Source organism: Desulfobaculum bizertense DSM 18034 (assembly GCF_900167065.1).
In the GTDB taxonomy this organism is placed as follows: Bacteria; Desulfobacterota; Desulfovibrionia; order Desulfovibrionales; family Desulfovibrionaceae; genus Desulfobaculum; species Desulfobaculum bizertense.
In genome coordinates this window covers 55,074-72,788 of sequence record NZ_FUYA01000001.1, presented here as the reverse complement: position 1 = coordinate 72,788, position 17,715 = coordinate 55,074, and the positions used below count along the sequence as shown (strand labels likewise).

Genomic DNA, 17,715 nt, shown 5'->3' with positions numbered 1-17,715 from the left:
GCACTGCAACTTTAATCGAGGTAGGGGCTTATGAACGCTTTGTATTCACTTTTTTTAGTCTTCGCGCTGGCTCTCATCGCGCTGCTGGGTGCGGGGGCTATGGGGATGCATACCCTTTTTGGGGTCATCATCCCGTACCTTGCAATCGCGTTGTTCTTCGGTGGCGCCATTGCAAAGGTGATCGGATGGGCCAAAACGCCTGTCCCCTTCCGTATTCCCACGACTGCGGGGCAGCAGCTTTCGCATGACTGGATCAAGCATGACAAATACGACAATCCTGCTACTGGCTGGCAGGTTTTTGTGCGTATGGTGCTTGAAGTTCTTTTCTTCCGTTCCCTGTTCAGAAACCTCGCTGTACAGCGTTTTGGTTCTGCATCGGACGGCGTGGACGCCAAAGTCCGCTACGCCTCTGCAAAGTGGCTGTGGGCTTTTGCACTTTTGTTCCACTACTCGTTCCTCATTGTCTTCGTGAGGCACTTCCGCCTGTTCACCGACCCAGTTCCGGGCTTCCTGCTCGGCCTTGAGTGGGCAGACGGCTTCCTGCAGCTTGGAGCACCGACTCTCTACATCACCGACCTCACTCTGGTCGCTGGTGTGACTCTGCTTCTGCTGCGCCGAGTTCTGATTCCACAGTTGCGCTACATTTCTCTTTTGGCGGACTACTTCCCGCTGTTCCTGATCCTGAGCATTGCTGGCTCCGGTATCCTGATGCGCTACTTCGCTAAGACGGACATTATTGGTGTCAAAGAGATCACCATGGGCCTGTTCTCTTTCAGCCCCGTTGTCCCTAGCCCGGAAATCGGCGTCATCTTCTACATTCACCTCTTCCTGGTCTGTGTGCTGATCTCCTACTTCCCCTTCAGCAAGCTGATGCACATGGGTGGCGTTTTCTTAAGCCCCACCAGAAACCTGGCGAACAACAACCGCGCCAAGCGTCACGTGAACCCCTGGAACGATCCGTCCATCAAGGCTCACAGCTATGCTGACTACGAGGATGATTACAGACAGAAAATGGTCGACGCAGGCCTGCCTGTAGAAAAGCCCCTCGAAGAGACTGAAAAAGAGGCCTAGTAGCCCAAGGAGATAAGTAATGGCTTGGAATTTGAAGCCAGAAGAACTTTTGGAGTACACCTACAAAGTTCCTTCTAAAAACTGGATGGACGTGCCACCCGAGTTCCACCCGGGTAACTGGTGCTATCCTGCTAAGCCCGAAGTCGTGAATTACCTCAACGAGGAAACTCACGGGCAGTTCCCCCATGCTCGGAAGTGGGTTCCCACTGACGAAGACTGGCATCTGCCGGAAAACTGGCGCGAAATCGTCAGAACAGAGTTCCGTAAGCGTCTGAAGAAATACCGTTCCTTCAAGATCTTTATGGATGTCTGTGTGCGCTGTGGTGCATGTGCTGACAAGTGTCACTTCTACATCGGTAGTGGCGACCCCAAGAACATGCCCGTACTGCGTGCAGAACTCCTCCGCTCCATTTACCGCGGTGAGTTCACCCTCGCAGGTAAAATCCTCGGCAAACTCGCCGGTGCACGTAAGCTCGAAGAGGACGTCATCAAAGAATGGTTCCTCTACTTCTATCAGTGTACTGAGTGCCGCCGTTGCTCCCTGTTCTGCCCCTACGGCATCGATACCGCAGAAATCACCATGATGGCTCGTGAGATCCTTCATGCGCTCGGACTCAACATCAACTGGATCCTTGAGCCTGCTGCAAACTCGAACCGTACCGGTAACCACATGGGCATTCAGCCCCATGCGTATTACGACATGATGGAATTCATGGTCGACGACATTGAGGACGTCACTGGCGTCAAAGTCAATTGTCCCGTCAACGAAAAAGGCCACGAAATCCTCTTCATTACCCCCTCCGGCGATATCTTCGCTGACCCGGGTACATACACATACATGGGTTACCTCATGCTCTTCCACGAGCTGGGTCTGGACTACACCTGGTCCACCTACGCTTCTGAGGGCGGTAACTTCGGTCTCTTCACCTCCGATTCCATGATGAAAAAGCTCAACGCCAAGATGTATGCAGAAGCAAAGCGTCTCGGTGTTAAGTACATCATCGGTGGTGAGTGTGGTCACATGTGGCGCGTTATCAACCAGTACATGGACACCATGAATGGTCCTTCTGGCCTCGAAACTCCGGTCAGCCCCATCACAGGCACCCGTTTCGAAAACGCCGCATCTACCGGCATGATCCACATCACTGAGTTTACTTCTGATCTTATCCATCACAATAAGCTCAATCTGGACCCCAGCCGCAACGACCACCTGCGTGTCACCTTCCATGACTCCTGCAACCCCGCACGCGCTATGGGTCTTCTGGACGAGCCTCGTGATATCATCAAGGCCGTCTGCAACAACTTCTATGAGATGCCCGAAGACACCATCCGCGAAAAGACCTTCTGCTGCGCTGGCGGCTCCGGTCTGAATACGGACGAGTTCATGGAAATGCGTATGCGTGGCGGCCTGCCGCGTGGTAATGCACTGCGCTATGTTCAGGAGAAGCATGACGTCAACATGCTCGCCACCATCTGCGCTATCGACCGTGCAACCCTGCCTCCGCTGGCGAACTACTGGGCCCCGGGCGTCGACGTAACTGGCGTACACGAACTCGTGGCAAACGCCCTGGTTATGAAAGGCGAACACAAACGCACGACCGACCTGCGCGGTGAAGACCTCCCCAACGTGGAATAATGGAGGGAAACTAAATGTATGATGGTGGAAAGATCATAGCCGGAATCATCGTATTCCTCGCCTTGATGACATTCCCTTTCTGGTACAACGTGGGGCAGGCTTCATATGTCACCCCCGAACTCCAGAAGCCTGCTAACGCTACGGAATGCATCGAAGACCCCAACTGGATGAAAGCTGAGCATATGCACATGCTCAACATATGGCGTGACGAAGTTGTCCGTAACGGCAATCGCGTCTACACCAGCAAGCTCAATGGAAAGCACTACGAAATGAGCCTGCAGAAAACCTGCATGAAGTGCCATACCTCCAAAGAGCAGTTCTGCGACAAGTGCCATACCGCAGCAGCAGTCAATCCGTACTGCTGGGACTGCCATATCGCTCCTAAGGAGGGTATGTAGATGAAAAATACCAGACGTAACTTTCTGAAGGTTGCAGCCGTCACCACCCTCGGTGTCGCTGCAGGCGCAGGTACCGCCGCTGCGAGCTACCTGCCCCACTATGACCACATGACCCCAAAGCCAGAACAGCTCAAAGCAAAGCGCTGGGGCATGGTCATCGATACCCGAAAGTTCCACTCCGCTGACGACTACAAGCCCCTGATCGAAGCCTGCCACGTCTACCATAACGTGCCAGAATTCTCTGGGAAAAAAGAAGTCAAATGGATGTGGCTGGACAGCTTCCATCACACCTTCCCCCATGCTCACAACGAGTTCATGAGCGAAGAAGTCGAAGAGAAGCCCTTCCCGCTGCTTTGCAACCACTGTGAAGAACCGCCCTGCGTGCGCGTGTGTCCTACTCAGGCCACCTTCAAACGCGCCGACGGCATCGTCATGATGGATATGCACCGTTGCATCGGTTGCCGCTTCTGCATGGCTGGCTGCCCCTACGGTTCCCGTAGCTTCAACTTCCAGGACCCCAGAAATGGCCTGAAAAAGGAAAACCCCAAGTACCCCACACGCACCAAGGGTGTCGTCGAAAAGTGCGACTTCTGTGTGGAACGCCTCTCCGAGGGCAAAATGCCCCTCTGTGTCGAAGCGTCTGAAGGGAAAATCCTGTTCGGCGATCTGGGTGACCCCAACTCTGAGGTCAGAAAAGCCCTGGCAGAGAACTACTCTATTCGCCGTAAACCTGACCTGGGCACAAACCCCAGCGTCTTCTACATCATCTAAGGTGGTGAGCCATGCTCGAAAAAGCACTTACCGGAGATAAAAGATACTGGGGCTGGATCGGCTTCCTGCTGGTGCTCATCGGTATTGGCTTTGGGGCCTATGTCATCCAGTACCAGGAAGGCCTCGTCGTTACCGACATGAGCCGCGACGTTTCCTGGGGCTTCTACATTGCCCAGCTCACCTACCTCGTTGGTGTTGCTGCTTCCGGCGTTATGCTGGTATTGCCCTATTATTTCCATAATTATAAAAAGTTCGGCAACCTCGTCGTCTTCGGCGAATTCATGGCTATTGGTGCTATCATCATGTGCCTGCTCTTCGTTATCGTTGACCTTGGTCAGCCGCAGCGACTGTTTAACCTCGTTATCCACCCGACTCCCAATTCAGTCTTGTTCTGGGACGCTCTCGTACTTAACGGATACCTCTTCCTGAACATCATCGTCGGCTGGGCTTCCCTCGAAGCTCAGAAGAAAGGCGTGCCCTACGCTAAATGGGTCCGCGTTCTGGCCATCATCTCCGTGCCGTTCGCTTTCTCCATTCATACCGTTACCGCATTCCTGTACGCTGGTGTCCCCGGCCGCCATTACTGGCTTACCGCTATCATGGCTGCCCGCTTCCTCGCTTCCGCATTCTGCGCAGGTCCTGCTATCATGCTGCTCCTGCTCATGGTCGTGGAAAAGGTCGCAAAGTTTAAGCTCGGTAAAGAAGCTGTCAGCATGCTCGCGAAGATCATTACCTACGCTATGGTTGCTAACGTCTTCTTCTTCCTGCTCGAACTCTTCACCGCGTTCTACTCCAATATCCCAGGCCACAAGGCGTCTATCGTCTACCTGTTCTCCGGCCTCGAGGGACACACTGAGCTTGTACCGTACTTCTGGGCTGCCTCCTTCATGGGCATCCTCTCCCTGGTCCTGCTCATTCCGCCCCGCTTCCGGAACAACAAGCCTCTCCTGATCTTCGCGCTGCTGATCCTTATCGCAGCAACCTGGATCGACAAAGGCCTCGGACTCGTCGTGGCGGGCTTCATCCCCAATATGTTCGAGGGCGTGACTCCGTACATCCCCTCCGGCATCGAGCTGACCATCTCTATGGGCATTTACGCCCTCGGTGCGCTCATCGTGACTGTGCTTTGGAAAATCGCCGTCACCGTAAAAAAAGAAGCCGCTTCCTAAACCGAAGACGACTCGATTACAAAGCCCTCCTGCAAAAGCAGGAGGGCTTTTTTTGTGGGAAAGAGAGAACAGCGCGTTAGTGCTTGCTGGATGGGCGGGAGGGAGGGAAGAAGATTGGGGGCCTGCCCCCAAACCCCCGCGTAAGGGAATGATTCCCTTACGTATCCTCAGCGAGTTTGAATTCCATCCACGCTTCGCGTGAATGAAATTCAAACTTGTTGGGCATAACGTCGAGAGCCCCTTCTCTTTCCCGTGCGTTGCCACCGTTTTCTTTTTGAACGCGAGCGTTCAGAAAGAAAGGGTTGAGGCGCAAAGAAAAAGAACACACGCGCAGTTAACTAGACCGAAAAAAAGGGGACCGAAATGGAGAGGAGAGCGTAGCTCTCATCACATTTCGGTCCCCTTTTATTTCGGGCGAAAGCGGGATTCCCAAGGGCCTCGTCCTTGGGCGAGGTCAAGGGGCAGCGCCCCTTGCAGAGGTGCGGGGACAGACCCCCCGCCCGCCCACCCTAGCGTCCCTTGCAGAGCACGAGACAGCGTCTCGTACCCACCCTCCCCTTGCTCTGACAGAACACGAGACAACGTCTCGTAACCTTCCCTAAAGTTAGCTCATAAAGGTCCGATAAGGGATAAAAGCGAGACAGGAGGTCTGCAGCATGAGTGGTATCGTAGCCCTGGCTGAATTTAGGAAGAAGAAGGAAGCGAAGCGGGTCGCGAGTCGCGTTTCGCATAAACATACGCGCCCGACGCTGAGCGACGGACAGATATTTTCAAAAGATTATACGACAACGGAGGGGGTGCTTTTTGGAGTGCTCAAAATCCGTGAAGTCCTGCAATACTATGTTTCGGACACAGACGAGTGGAACCATGAACTGATGGACGTTCTGGAGTCTGCGAGCAAATATACACAAGACCAAGAGTACGAGGCGGAGCTGACAGAGCGCTGCCAAACACTGAAGGGATATATTCTTGGAGCGATGAACGAGGACAATGCTGAAGACATGACACTGGGTCTGCTGATCACAGATTTAATTCAGAAGTCACCAGCAGTTCGCCGCGCCAAATCTCTGTAATGAGAAAAAGAAGAAAAAAAGAAAGAAATGAAGAACGAGAAAAAACCGCCTCAGCGAGCTGGGGCGGTTTTTTCATGCTTTTAACTAAGAGACGAAGTGGTGTTTACCAGTTTTCGGTTTTCACTTCGAAGTGAGCCTGCGGGTGAGCGCAAGCGGGGCAAAGCTTGGGAGCTTCGACACCTTCGTGGATGTAGCCACAGTTGCGGCAACGCCACACGATTTTGTCACCCTTCTTGAAAACGGTTCCGTTTTCAATGTTGGCAGCGAGTGCGCGATAACGCTTCTCGTGGAATTTTTCAGCATTGGCAATAGCTTCGAAGATCGCGGCGATCTCGTTAAAGCCTTCTTCGCGAGCGATGACGGCAAAGGAAGGATACATGTGCTCATGCTCTTCCTGCTCGCCAGCGGCGGCGGCCAAAAGGTTTTCCATGGTGTTGCCAATCACACCAGCGGGGAAAGCACCGGCGACCTCGACTTCTCCACCTTCGAGCAGCTTAAACAAACGCTTAGCGTGTTCTTTTTCCTGGTCAGCGGTTTCTGCAAAGATTGCAGAGATCTGAACATATCCCTCTTTCTTTGCAACACTAGCCCAGTAGGTGTACTTATTACGAGCCTGAGACTCACCGATAAATGCAGTCAGAATGTTCTTCTCAGTTTTGGATCCAACAATAGATTTCATCATGCACTCCATATGCTGTTATTTTTAAGATACTGTATTGTGCGATATTCTTGCACAAGCTGCAACGTAAACAGACGAAAAGGTTTGCGTGCTACAATCCGACAGCTTCGCGGGCTTCCAGCTTTTCCTGGCAGTCTGCGCATAATCCATAAAACTCAAGAGATTGACTATGAATAGTAAAGCCTTCGCAATGGAAATGCTCCATAGAAGGCAGCACGACTTCACCATCATGTTCCACATCACCAACTCTGCCGCACTGCACGCAGCGGATATGGTAATGCGGTTCAGGGTTACCATCAAAACGTTTCTGGCTTCCAGCGGACTCCAGTTTTAGGATGTCACCCTGTTCAGACAATACCTCAAGGTTTCGATAAACTGTCCCGAGACTGACCCGTGGCAAACGCGCACGGACAATCTCATACAGCTCGTCTGCTGTAGGGTGAGATGTGAGTTTCCGAAGCTCCTCAAGGATGATCTTGCGTTGCTTAGTCATCCGCTTAGGTCTCTTTGCTTCCATATCGACACCCTCCTTACACAAATAGGAACTATTACTGTTAAGCGTAGAAGTCAAGGCTTTTTTCTTTCTCTTCCGCAAAGCGCGGCAACGATTTCAGATTCATTAAAAACACCTTGGAAATCCCGCCTTTCAGTAAAAGATAAGGAGGCGAAACCTCGGACGATTCTCGCATGAACGACGGTCAAAAGACTTCTCCAACGTTAAAAAAGGGGCGGTTCTGCCGTGAACCGCCCCAGCAGATTAAATGTGATCTAATCCTCCACCTCTTTCCAATAAGGATTGGAAATATCCTCAAAAACAGCCAAAGCGGCTGTAGCTCCCTCGCCCACAGCCGTCACGATTTGCTGCACTCCCCCGATCACATCGCCACAGGCGTAGACCCGTGGGATGTTCGTCCGCATATGTCGGTCAACATCAATGTATCCCCAATCATTGGTCTTGACGCCGAGCTGCTGGGCGAGTGGTGTTTCTGGTTTCCATCCGATGGCGATAAAGGCACCGTCCATGTCGAGATCGAACTCGGAATCCTCAGCGACATTGCGGAAGTGGACTTTTTTCAATCCATCGTCATCGCCGACGAATTTTTCGACGACGGTGTTCCACAAGACCTGAATTCCCTCTCTTTCGACATTTTTCTGGAGGTGTTTTTCTGCCCGAAAAGCATCTCTCCGGTGCACAAGAGTCACCTTAACGCCCATGTTGTGAAGGTGCAGGGCCTCAGTCAGGGCAGAGCTTCCGCCACCGACAACGATGACGCTTTTCCCTTTGTAGGCCCAGCCGTCACAGCTTGCGCAAACAGAGACACCGCGACCAAACAAATCATTTTCTCCTGGGACGCCGAGCATTTTTGCGGTAGCGCCCGTCGCGAGAATAACGGCACGTGCGATGTAATGTGTTTTATTGGTAAAGACTTCCAGATCTTTGCCAACCTTTATTTCTTCGACTTCCTCACCGACCTTGATGTCGCTGTACTCACGGGCGTGATTTGCCATGAGGTCCATCAACTCAATCCCCCCGACTCGCTTGTAGCCGGGATAGTTTTCGACTTCTGGGGTGAGCGAAACCTGTCCCCCAATCACATTTTTTTCCAAGACAATACTACTCAACCCTGCGCGTTCGGTATAAATAGACGCGGCAAGGCCAGCGGGACCAGCGCCAATAACAACGACATCAATCTGCACAGCGTCTGTGCTTTTCTTTTTAGGGACATTGGCTTCTGGCTGTTCACTGTCATGCTCGCGAAGCAACTCTTCTGCTGTTCGCAGGTTGACGAGTTCAACAATAAACCGCTCTTCAGGGAAGAGTCCCTTCTGGGTAAACGTTTCATTGATGACTGTCTTGGGTAAAGAACTGGCCTGATATTTCAGGGCCAGATCCTGATTTTCTGACGTTTCGATACAGATGGCAGAAACGAGCTTCGGATTTTCGATGGCAGCGCGAAAGGCGTTGAGCATCTGTCCGGGACAATACGGGCAGGTCGGGCTGACAAAGACTTTGACTTCCCTCTCCTCAGAAAGCTCGGCCATCATTTCCCGAGATACCGCAGAAAGTCCACTGTCTCCGGCCGAAAGATGAAGTATGACCTCGACAAAGGCGCGGGCTTCCTGCCCGAGCGGTGCACCAATGTACGTGAGATGAAGCTCATCAGGGTTGAAGACAATGCACGGCGAACGATCAACACCGCGTTTCGAAGCCTGTTCACTGTCAGTGGAATATTCCGCAAGTACAACCTTGTCGGACAACACTGCCAAGTCGCGGCAAAAGCGAACGGTTGCTTCGTTGTAGGCATCGTTGTCACCGTTACGGGTAAAGAGTTCCAGATACACTGGTTTCTGAAGTTCCTCAAAGGCTTCCCGCAAGTGATCCCGACTTTCTTCTGGAATGAACCAGTCGTAAGAATTATTATCCGAATGCTCGTTGCTCGTCATAAAGGAGACTCCCTACCGGCTAACTCCGGCAAAAAAAATCGTTATGTTTTTCATCCAAGAGTAAATATTGACAACAAGTTATACTTTTCCCATTGCAATAGTGCCAGTTTCGAGCCTGCTTTTCCATTATATTTTTGCGGATACAATATGGACTTTGCGCTCACTTTGCATCAAAAAATTAACTATCCTCAAGAGTTACAAGATAGATTACAGTTAGCATTATTATTTTGGGACCTTAAGCACAAAATCTGCCCGAGGAAAGGAACTGGTAAATTTACGACAGTCGGGATACTGTTTCTCTCAGGAAAACCATGCTTGAATACCTTCGCATACAACATCTCGCCCTTATCGACGACGTCGAACTTGAGTTCGCTTCAGGCCTTAACGTCCTGACAGGCGAAACCGGCGCTGGCAAAAGCTTTATCCTTCGTGCACTCAGTTTTTTGACCGGGGACAAACTCGGTAAAGACATGGTGCGCCCAGGCACAAACAAAGCTTCTGTGGAAGCCGTGTTTCAGGTGGATGGCAACGAATGCATCCTCCGCCGAGAACTCAACGCCGAAACAGGGCGAAGCCGCATATTCATTAATGACCGACTGAGTTCACAAAGCTCTGTTCGGGAGCTGAAGCCACGCCTTTTGCTCCACACCAGCCAGCATGGGCAGCAGCGCCTGCTCTCGCCTTCCTATCAGGGAAAAGTCCTCGACGAATTCCTTGATGACCGAGAGCTTGTTTTGCAAAAAAACGCCCTGCTCGCCGAGCTTCATGAGCTGCTCAAAAAACGCGAGGAACTCAGCAGCAAAATGCGGGAGCTGTCAGACAAACGCGAATTCATGGAATTCCAGCTCCAGTTCATTGAAAAAGTTGACCCTCAGCCGGGTGAGGAAGATGAACTTCTGGAGCAAAAACAGCAGCTCAAAGACTCCGCCGACGCGGCCAAGACTGTTGAAACCGCGCTGGCCGCATTTTATGGCGAAGAAGGCAGCCTGCATGAACGAATTTCTCTTTTGGCGAGAGAAATGGATGCGCTGGCAAGCCTTGACGACGACTGGCGTGAAGATGCCGAAGACGTCGAAGAAATGCGGCTCAAGCTCCGGGAGCTGGAAACCCGCCTGCATCACATTCAGCGCAATTCTCAGAGCGAGGGCGAGCTGGAAAACATTGAAGCCCGGCTTTTTGAGCTGGCCCAGCTCAAGCGCAAACTGAATCGAAATCTCAACGAGATTCTTGAATTTCGCGCAGAAATGGATGCCAATATTTCTTTCCTTGATTCCTGTGCCTTGGACCTTGCCCAGCTTGAAAAGCAGGAAACAGACTGTGCTTCGCGTCTTAAAAAGTGCATAGAATGCCTCAATGCCGCGCGAGAAACCGCCGCAGGAGAGCTTTCTGGACTTCTGGCACAGGAACTCCGGGGCCTCGGGTTTAACGAGGCTGTCGAGGTCGAATTCGAATTCACACCAGCAGAACTTTACCCCGGCATTGAGGAACAGCGCGGACGCATGCTTTGGGTCCCAAACCCCGGCCAGCGTCCCCAGCCTCTGGACCAGATCGCGTCTGGTGGCGAGCTGTCGCGTTTCCTGCTTGCCCTTGTTGGGCTGATGACCCGCGAAAGCATCCCAACCCTTATTTTTGACGAAGTAGACGCTGGGATCGGTGGTCTCACTCTCAACTACGTTGCAGACCGGATTACACAGCTTGCCCAAAACCGCCAGATCATCCTGATTACGCACTGGCCCCAGCTCGCCAGCCGTGCCGCGTGTCATTTCCAGGTGGCCAAGCAGGTGGTGGACGAGCTGACGACTGTGTCCTGCTCTCAGCTCAGCGCAAAACAGGTCTTTGAAGAACTCAAGCGAATGGCTGGCGGCGGCGCTCAGGGTGACGCGCTGGCGCGGCAGCTTCTGGAAAAAGCAACAGCATAAAAACACAGATCCCGGACATTTTTTGCCCGGGATTTTCTTTTTTCTGCACCCACCCTTGAGTTTGCAGACTTTTCATCACAAAATTTTTTCTTTCGATAAAGAAAAAATCAATTGGTTTTTTCTATTTGAACCAATTTAATTCCCTACAATATCAGGGAATACACCTGTTTTCCCGGTGCCTTTGCCATGCAGCACTCAGGAATGGTCTGGTACTGTTCAAACTCTTGTGTTTCGTTTATGTGACCCCACATGACCCCTTTGACACAGTTCTGTAACAAAGCTGTGACATATCGCTCGCAGCCGCTCACAGCACTGCCCATCGCAGTGCAGCTTTTTCGTCACACAGTGTCTCAAGGAAGAGCAGATGGACATTTATGACCTTTTTTATATCCTGTCCCTTGGGGCAGGATTTCTGATGGCCTTTAACCTTGGCGCCAACGATGTCGCAAACTCTATGGCGTCTGCTGTAGGTGCCCGTGCCATCACGGTAAAACAGGCGGTTTTCATCGCCGGTGGACTCAACTTTGTTGGTGCTGTTTTCCTTGGTTCCCACGTGACCGCGACGGTCAGTAAGGGCATCATCAACGCCAATGTTATTGGCGACCCCAAGCTCATCATGATCGGTATGTTTGCCGCGCTGATAGCTGCAGCCCTCTGGGTCCTCATCGCCACACTCACCGCGCTCCCGGTCTCGTCAACACACTCTATTGTTGGCTCCATTCTGGGCTTTGGTCTTGTTGCCGCTGGCCCGAGTGTCGTCAACTGGATGAAGCTTGTCGGTGTGGTCTGTTCCTGGATTATTTCGCCATTTCTTGCCGCAGGAATTGCCTTTTTTATCTTTTCGCAGATCCGCAAAAAGATTTTTATGCGCAAGCGGTTTATCAAACAGGCCAAAATCTGGGGTCCACGCTGGATGGCGTTCACGATGGTTTTGGTCGGATTCTCATTCCTTTTCAAGACTCCCGTCGGCAAACAGCTTTCTCTGTCAGTCTATGAATCCACTGCCCTTGTCGCTCTTTTGACGATTCTGGCCTGGATCGCTGGCAAAATCATGGTGACCCGTATCGCGGTCAAGGTTGAAGAAAGCGTCGAAGGTGTCGAAACAATTTTCCGCCGCCTCCAGATTTTTACCTCCTGTTATGTAGCCCTGTCCCAGGGCGCAAACGACGTCGCCAACGCCATTGGCCCTATTGCCGCCATTTACGTGCTGGCAAAACACCACTCTTTCCTGACTCAGGCAGAAGTACCAATCTGGCTTCTGGCAGTGGGTGGCGCTGGTATTGCCCTTGGTATTTGCGTTTTAGGGCATCGAGTTATGTCGACGGTTGGCGAAAAAATCACTACGCTGACAAATACACGTGGTTTTGCGGTCGATTTTGCCGCTGCAACCACTGTTCTTGTTGCATCCAAGCTGGGCCTGCCTGTTTCTACCACACACGCCACTGTTGGCGCGGTTACAGGTGTCGGACTCGCCCGAGGCTTCAAGGCGGTTGACTTTAGCGTACTCGGCAAAATCGTGGTCTACTGGCTTCTGACTGTTCCGATTGCCGCGTTTACATCTATCGTTATTTTTCAGATTTTAAAGTGGTCGTTTTATTGATATATTACGCCCATACCTCACTTTGAGGAACAAGGAGGACCCCGATGCGTTTGCCGCTCTTTGGACTGCTTGCGTCCCGCAGCCCTCTCGATGGGCTGGTGGATCACTATGAAAAAATCCACGAGTGCACCGAACTGGTGAAGGACTCTATGGAGTGCTATGTCGCTGGTGGTGCATGCCGTGAGTTCATGGAACTCACGAAGCAGATAGATCACATTGAAAATCAGGCTGACCTCATCAAGCGCAGGATTCGTAACCACCTGCCGCGCGGTCTGTTCATGCCTGTCGACAAGACTCTGTTCCTGAACTACACCAAGGCTCAGGACAATGTCCTTGATGATGCGCAGGAAGCCATGCAGTGGCTTGCCATGCGCCCTGTGAGCATTCCGCCCAAGTATCAGCGGAAGATCATTGACCTCATTGATGACGTTGACACCCTGACTGACATGCTTGGACCTGCCCTCAAGGCGACGCTGGGTCTGCTCTACACTGAGCATCTTGACCGACGCGGCACCAAGGACCAGTTCTGGGCCATCAGAAAGAAGCGTCACGCCATTTTTAAGGCCAAGAACAAGCTCATTTCTGAAATCTACAATGAAGACATGGACTTTAAAGATATTTACCAGCTCTTCCATTTTGTAGAAAAACTTCACGGTATGGCACACAATACCGAGAATTGCGCAGATATTCTGCGCTCGATGATTGCCCGCTAGCACGGAGCATTTCACAAAAAAAGCCCCCATCCTGTGGTATGGGGGCTTTTGTGTTTTCTGGGAGCAGGCAGAGAAAGAGGAACCCGCCAGCCCACAGAAAAGCACATTATGATTTGTGGCAGCGGTGCTTGATATTCAGGCCCTTGTTGATAAAGACCACGGTTTCACCAATGTTGGTGGACAGATCGCCGACCCGCTCAAGGTGACGTGCAGCCAAAATGGTATTAACGGAGCGCGACACGTCTGTGGCCTCTGCCACCATGCTTGCCATTGTCTGCCTGAGAATCCGAACATTCAGCTCGTCAGCGGTTTCGTCCATCTTACAAACGTCACCCGCCTTGTCCACGTTCTCCTCGCGGAAGGCCTCAATAGCGACCTTGAGCATGTCCAGCACCACGCTAACAAGCTCTTCCAGCATTGGCGGATGCGCCTTGCCCTCTGTCTTGCTCAGGTACCGCGTTTTCTCGGCAATGTTCACAGCCTCGTCACCGAGCCGCTCCAGATCAATGATTGTCCGGCGCACACCTGTAATAAAGCGCAGGTCACGGGCCATTGGCGAATCCAGCGCCAGAAGCCCGATGGACATTTCATCAATCTTCATTTCCATGTTGTTAATGATGCTGTCATTCTCAATCACGCGTTCTGCGGCTTCACGGTCCAGCGTCAGCAGAGCCTCGCAAGCCGAGGCTACGGCCCGCTCCGTATATGCTGCCATCTCAAGGGCCAGCATCCGCAGCTCGTCGAGCTGGCGGTGAAAATGTCTTTCCTGAATCATACAAATCTCTCTTAGCCAAAGCGGCCGGTTATGTAGTCCTCGGTCTGCTTTTTCTCTGGACGGGTGAACATGGTCTTGGTCGGTGCCGATTCGATCAGCTCTCCCATGTAGAAAAATGCGGTCACATCAGAAACACGCGCTGCCTGCTGCATATTGTGCGTCACGATGATGATGGTCAGTTCATCCTTGAGCACATGAATCAGTTCCTCAATCTTCTGGGTCGCGATGGGGTCAAGCGCACTGGCAGGCTCATCCATCAGCAAAACTTCCGGCCGAACAGCAAGGGCACGGGCAATGCACAAACGCTGCTGCTGGCCACCAGAGAGGCCCAGGGCAGAGCTGTGAAGACGGTCTTTCACTTCATTGAACAGTGCAGCATGCTGGAGACTCTCCTCCACCCGCTCCGCAATGGCCGCCTTGTCGGTCCAGCCATTTACGCGCAGCCCGTATGCCACATTTTCAAAAATTGTTTTTGGGAACGGATTAGGCTTCTGAAACACCATTCCAACCCGGCGGCGCAGCTCGACCACATCAAGTCTGGCGTCATAAATATCCTCGCCATCAAGTGCGACCAGCCCATCAACCCTGGTGCCGGGAATGAGATCATTCATGCGGTTCAGACAACGTAAAAAGGTACTTTTTCCGCAGCCAGAAGGGCCAATAAGCGCTGTGACTTCCTTTTCCACAAAGTTCAGGGAAATATCCTTGAGCGCCTTAAAATCGCCATAATAAAAATCAAGACCAGATGCGGCCATTTTATACTGAGTCATAAGCTCGTTCCTGTCAGGACTGTGTCGTTTCGTGATGCATTTCTGGACGGGCCTCGCGCAGAGTAAACTCAAAACGCGCCCCCCCCTTTCCATCCAGCCGGGTTGTGGTGCGAATAACACCACCATGCCGCTCGACAATATGTCGGCAAATGGCAAGTCCAAGCCCTGTCGAACCGTTGTCCGTTCCTTTTTTCGTTCTGTGCTTTTCTACCCGATAAAAGCGCTCAAACACCCGCTCACGGTCTTCCTGCGGCACACCCGGACCAAAGTCCTGCACACTCAGCATCAAAAACCCATCACCACAGGATGCGCCAGAAACCTCTATGCACTCTCCAAGGGGACTATAGCGGATAGCGTTTTCAAAAAGATTTCTAAACACCTGCACAATGCGGTCAAAGTCAGCTTCGGCCCGCAGCCCTTCGGCCGGGAAATTCAAAGAGAAATCAATCTCCGCCCTCTGGGCCAGAGGCTCACAGGTCCGAATGGCTTCGCGTGCGGCGTTCAGCACATCAATACTTTGAATCTGGAAAGATTCCCTTCCATCTTCAAGCCGCGCAAGGCTCATAAGATCGTCGACCATTTTTGCCATGTGATCGGCGTTGCGCAGAATAATTTCCAAAAAGCGTTCTGCCTGAGGATTCATGGCCATATTGTTATCGACCAGTGTTTCGGAATAGCCTCTGATCGTCGTCAGGGGCGTCCGAAGCTCGTGGGACACATTCGCCACAAAATCGCGTCGCACCTGTTCCAGACGTTTTAGCTCGCTGATGTCGTGGAACACCACAATGGCACCAAGCTCCATATTTTCTGACTGGAGACGAACCACGGCCACGTCATAAATGCGTCCACGTTCCGGCTCAATCTGGAGCGAGAAAAAGTTCTCTGGCACCCGGGAATCCAGCGCCCTGTCACAGGTCTGCTGAAGTTCTGGTGAAAGCACAATTTCCAGAGGCCGAAGGTCCACAAAATTCTCCGTCTTGGGGAAAATGCGGGCAAGGGCGGGGTTCACAGTAGAGATTCTGCCCTCTTTGTTCAGGACCATCACGCCTTCGTGCATACCGTTGAGAATGGCCTCAAACTCATGCGACTGGCTGCGAATGGTTTCAACATGCTTTTCAATAGACTCCGCCATCTGATTGATGGACGTGCCAAGCTCCCGGAACTCGCGCCCCGGAAAAACCCGAAGACGCTTTTGGTAGTCCCCGTCACCAATGGCCTTGGCCACATCAATCATTCCAGTCATGGACCGGGCAAGATAGCGGGACAGAACCAGACTCAGCACAAAGGCCAGAACAAGGGCAATAGCCAAAACAACAAGAGCATTTTTCTGGAGCCGGGTCAGGCGGTCCTGCACATCCGCAAAAGGAATTGCCAGCCGGAGCATGCCCTCTGGCACCCCCTGCACCCCGTCAATCCGTGTCGCGGCATAAATAAGCTTCCGCTCAAGTGTCGAGCTGTAGCGAACGCTCAGCCCGTACTGATCTTTTTCTGCCTGCAAAAACTCAGGACGCATGGCGTGGTTTTCCAAATCTCCCAGTTCCTCAGGAGTCACCGCAGAATCAGCAATCACCCGCCCGCCACGACTGACGTAGGTCATACGCACATCAAGCTGAGCGCCAAGGGTATTGAGCCAGCGCTGCATCTCTGCCTCGCTTGCAAAATTTCCATGCGCCAGCACAAGCTGACGGGCAAGGCGCAATTCCCGCTCTGCGCTCATTTCTGCCCCTTTCAGCACATCGCCCTGAAAAATCATTTTTGCGTAGAGCGCAGGCAAAAGCAGCGAAATAAAAACAACAATAAAAAAGGAAAACTGGAGACGTGTACGAAACGAAAAACCCGACACAGCTTACTCCTTGAAGCGGTAGCCAACTCCACGCACGGTTTCGACCAGATCAGCCTTGCTCCCAAGCTTCTGACGCAGACGGCGGACATGCGTATCAACCGTTCTGGCATAGCCCTCAAACTCATAGCCCCAGACCGAAGAAAGAAGCTGATCGCGGGTGCGGACCCGGGGGCTACTCTGAACCAGATCGGACAGGAGCTTGAATTCCGTCGCGGTCAAAATCACTTCCTGTCCATCAATGTCGACCCGGTGAGCCTCCAGATCGATGCGCAGGCCCTCACGCTCCAGCGTGGAGCGCACCGGGGCAGTTCCCTTGGAACGGCGCAATACAGCCCGAACCCGGAGCATCAGCTCACGAAAACTGAATGGTTTGACAACATAGTCGTCAGCACCAAGCTCCAGCCCCACAATACGGTCCACTTCTTCCCCCCGGGCGGTCAGCATGATGACCGGAATCTCCGAGGTGTCACTGCCCCGTTTCAGCTCACGGCACACGGCAAAGCCGTCCATGCCCGGCAGCATCAGATCGAGAAGAACCAGATCGGGATGATGTTCGCGAGCCTTTGCAAGTCCGTCACGACCATCTGTGGCCGTATGTACGAGAAAGTCAGCGGATTCAAAATTGAACGACAGAAGCTGGAGGATATCTTCATCGTCTTCAACTATCAGAATGCTTTCTGTTGACATGTTTTCTCCCGATTATTCATGAAACATAAAGGCTGATGCAGTTTCCCACAGGATACATATTCTTTTCTGATCATCCAGCATGTTACACAGTTCGAGTCGCAGGGAAAAGCCGGAAAAGGCAGGCATTTTCCCAAAAAATCAATACGAGGCGGTACGGCTGAAACAT

General features: G+C 52.3%; 16 protein-coding genes. 9 read left to right on the top strand and 7 right to left on the bottom strand.

Features of this window, described 5'->3' with window-relative positions:
* Positions 1-30 precede the first annotated feature (30 nt).
* The 6 genes from dsrM to B5D23_RS00285 all read left to right on the top strand — a co-directional run bounded on the left by dsrM (position 31) and on the right by B5D23_RS00285 (position 6,118).
* The gene (gene dsrM, locus B5D23_RS00310) at positions 31-1,071 is read left to right on the top strand and encodes a sulfate reduction electron transfer complex DsrMKJOP subunit DsrM (RefSeq protein WP_078683397.1); all 1,041 of its coding nucleotides are present in this window, start codon (positions 31-33) and stop codon (positions 1,069-1,071) included.
* A gap of 19 nt (positions 1,072-1,090) precedes the next feature.
* Positions 1,091-2,707, top strand: a complete 1,617-nt coding sequence (gene dsrK / locus B5D23_RS00305) for a sulfate reduction electron transfer complex DsrMKJOP subunit DsrK (RefSeq protein WP_078683396.1) — start codon at positions 1,091-1,093, stop codon at positions 2,705-2,707.
* A 14-nt stretch (positions 2,708-2,721) separates the two neighbouring features.
* Positions 2,722-3,105, top strand: coding sequence for a sulfate reduction electron transfer complex DsrMKJOP subunit DsrJ (gene dsrJ / locus B5D23_RS00300; RefSeq protein ID WP_078683395.1), 384 nt, complete (start codon positions 2,722-2,724; stop codon positions 3,103-3,105).
* Entirely contained in the window at positions 3,106-3,876 is a 771-nt protein-coding gene (dsrO, locus tag B5D23_RS00295) for a sulfate reduction electron transfer complex DsrMKJOP subunit DsrO (RefSeq protein ID WP_078683394.1), read from the top strand. It begins immediately after the preceding gene.
* An 11-nt stretch (positions 3,877-3,887) separates the two neighbouring features.
* Positions 3,888-5,045: a sulfate reduction electron transfer complex DsrMKJOP subunit DsrP gene (dsrP, locus tag B5D23_RS00290; RefSeq protein ID WP_078683393.1), complete on the top strand. Its 1,158-nt coding sequence runs from the start codon at positions 3,888-3,890 to the stop codon at positions 5,043-5,045.
* A gap of 656 nt (positions 5,046-5,701) precedes the next feature.
* A complete protein-coding gene (locus B5D23_RS00285) occupies positions 5,702-6,118 on the top strand; it encodes a hypothetical protein (RefSeq protein WP_078683392.1) in 417 nt (138 codons plus the stop codon).
* A 103-nt stretch (positions 6,119-6,221) separates the two neighbouring features.
* On the opposite strand, the gene rbr is transcribed toward B5D23_RS00285, so the two are convergent.
* From rbr to B5D23_RS00270, 3 genes are all read right to left on the bottom strand, one after another.
* The gene (gene rbr / locus B5D23_RS00280; RefSeq protein ID WP_078683391.1) at positions 6,222-6,797 is read right to left on the bottom strand and encodes a rubrerythrin; all 576 of its coding nucleotides are present in this window, start codon (positions 6,795-6,797) and stop codon (positions 6,222-6,224) included.
* Between the two features lie 91 nt (positions 6,798-6,888).
* On the bottom strand, positions 6,889-7,290 hold the full coding sequence (locus B5D23_RS00275) for a Fur family transcriptional regulator (RefSeq protein ID WP_234985047.1): 402 nt from the start codon (positions 7,288-7,290) through the stop codon (positions 6,889-6,891).
* 275 nt (positions 7,291-7,565) lie between these two features.
* The gene (locus B5D23_RS00270; RefSeq protein WP_078683389.1) at positions 7,566-9,242 is read right to left on the bottom strand and encodes an FAD-dependent oxidoreductase; all 1,677 of its coding nucleotides are present in this window, start codon (positions 9,240-9,242) and stop codon (positions 7,566-7,568) included.
* A 311-nt stretch (positions 9,243-9,553) separates the two neighbouring features.
* Here B5D23_RS00270 and B5D23_RS00265 point away from each other — a divergent pair, with 311 nt between their 5' ends.
* The 3 genes from B5D23_RS00265 to B5D23_RS00255 all read left to right on the top strand — a co-directional run bounded on the left by B5D23_RS00265 (position 9,554) and on the right by B5D23_RS00255 (position 13,474).
* Positions 9,554-11,161, top strand: coding sequence for a DNA repair protein RecN (locus tag B5D23_RS00265; protein WP_078683388.1), 1,608 nt, complete (start codon positions 9,554-9,556; stop codon positions 11,159-11,161).
* Between the two features lie 364 nt (positions 11,162-11,525).
* Positions 11,526-12,761, top strand: coding sequence for an inorganic phosphate transporter (locus tag B5D23_RS00260; protein WP_078683387.1), 1,236 nt, complete (start codon positions 11,526-11,528; stop codon positions 12,759-12,761).
* Between the two features lie 44 nt (positions 12,762-12,805).
* The gene (locus B5D23_RS00255) at positions 12,806-13,474 is read left to right on the top strand and encodes a DUF47 domain-containing protein (protein ID WP_078683386.1); all 669 of its coding nucleotides are present in this window, start codon (positions 12,806-12,808) and stop codon (positions 13,472-13,474) included.
* A gap of 106 nt (positions 13,475-13,580) precedes the next feature.
* Here B5D23_RS00255 and phoU read toward each other — a convergent pair whose 3' ends face one another.
* From phoU to B5D23_RS00235, 4 genes are read right to left on the bottom strand one after another with little or no spacing between them, the layout of a single operon-like run.
* Positions 13,581-14,249, bottom strand: coding sequence for a phosphate signaling complex protein PhoU (phoU, locus tag B5D23_RS00250; protein ID WP_078683385.1), 669 nt, complete (start codon positions 14,247-14,249; stop codon positions 13,581-13,583).
* Between the two features lie 11 nt (positions 14,250-14,260).
* Positions 14,261-15,019, bottom strand: a complete 759-nt coding sequence (gene pstB, locus B5D23_RS00245) for a phosphate ABC transporter ATP-binding protein PstB (protein WP_233813490.1) — start codon at positions 15,017-15,019, stop codon at positions 14,261-14,263.
* A gap of 13 nt (positions 15,020-15,032) precedes the next feature.
* Positions 15,033-16,862, bottom strand: coding sequence for a sensor histidine kinase (locus tag B5D23_RS00240; protein ID WP_078683384.1), 1,830 nt, complete (start codon positions 16,860-16,862; stop codon positions 15,033-15,035).
* Between the two features lie 3 nt (positions 16,863-16,865).
* Positions 16,866-17,549 carry a response regulator gene (locus B5D23_RS00235; RefSeq protein WP_078683383.1) on the bottom strand — a complete coding sequence of 228 codons (684 nt, stop codon included), beginning with the start codon at positions 17,547-17,549 and terminating at the stop codon, positions 16,866-16,868.
* Positions 17,550-17,715 lie beyond the last annotated feature (166 nt).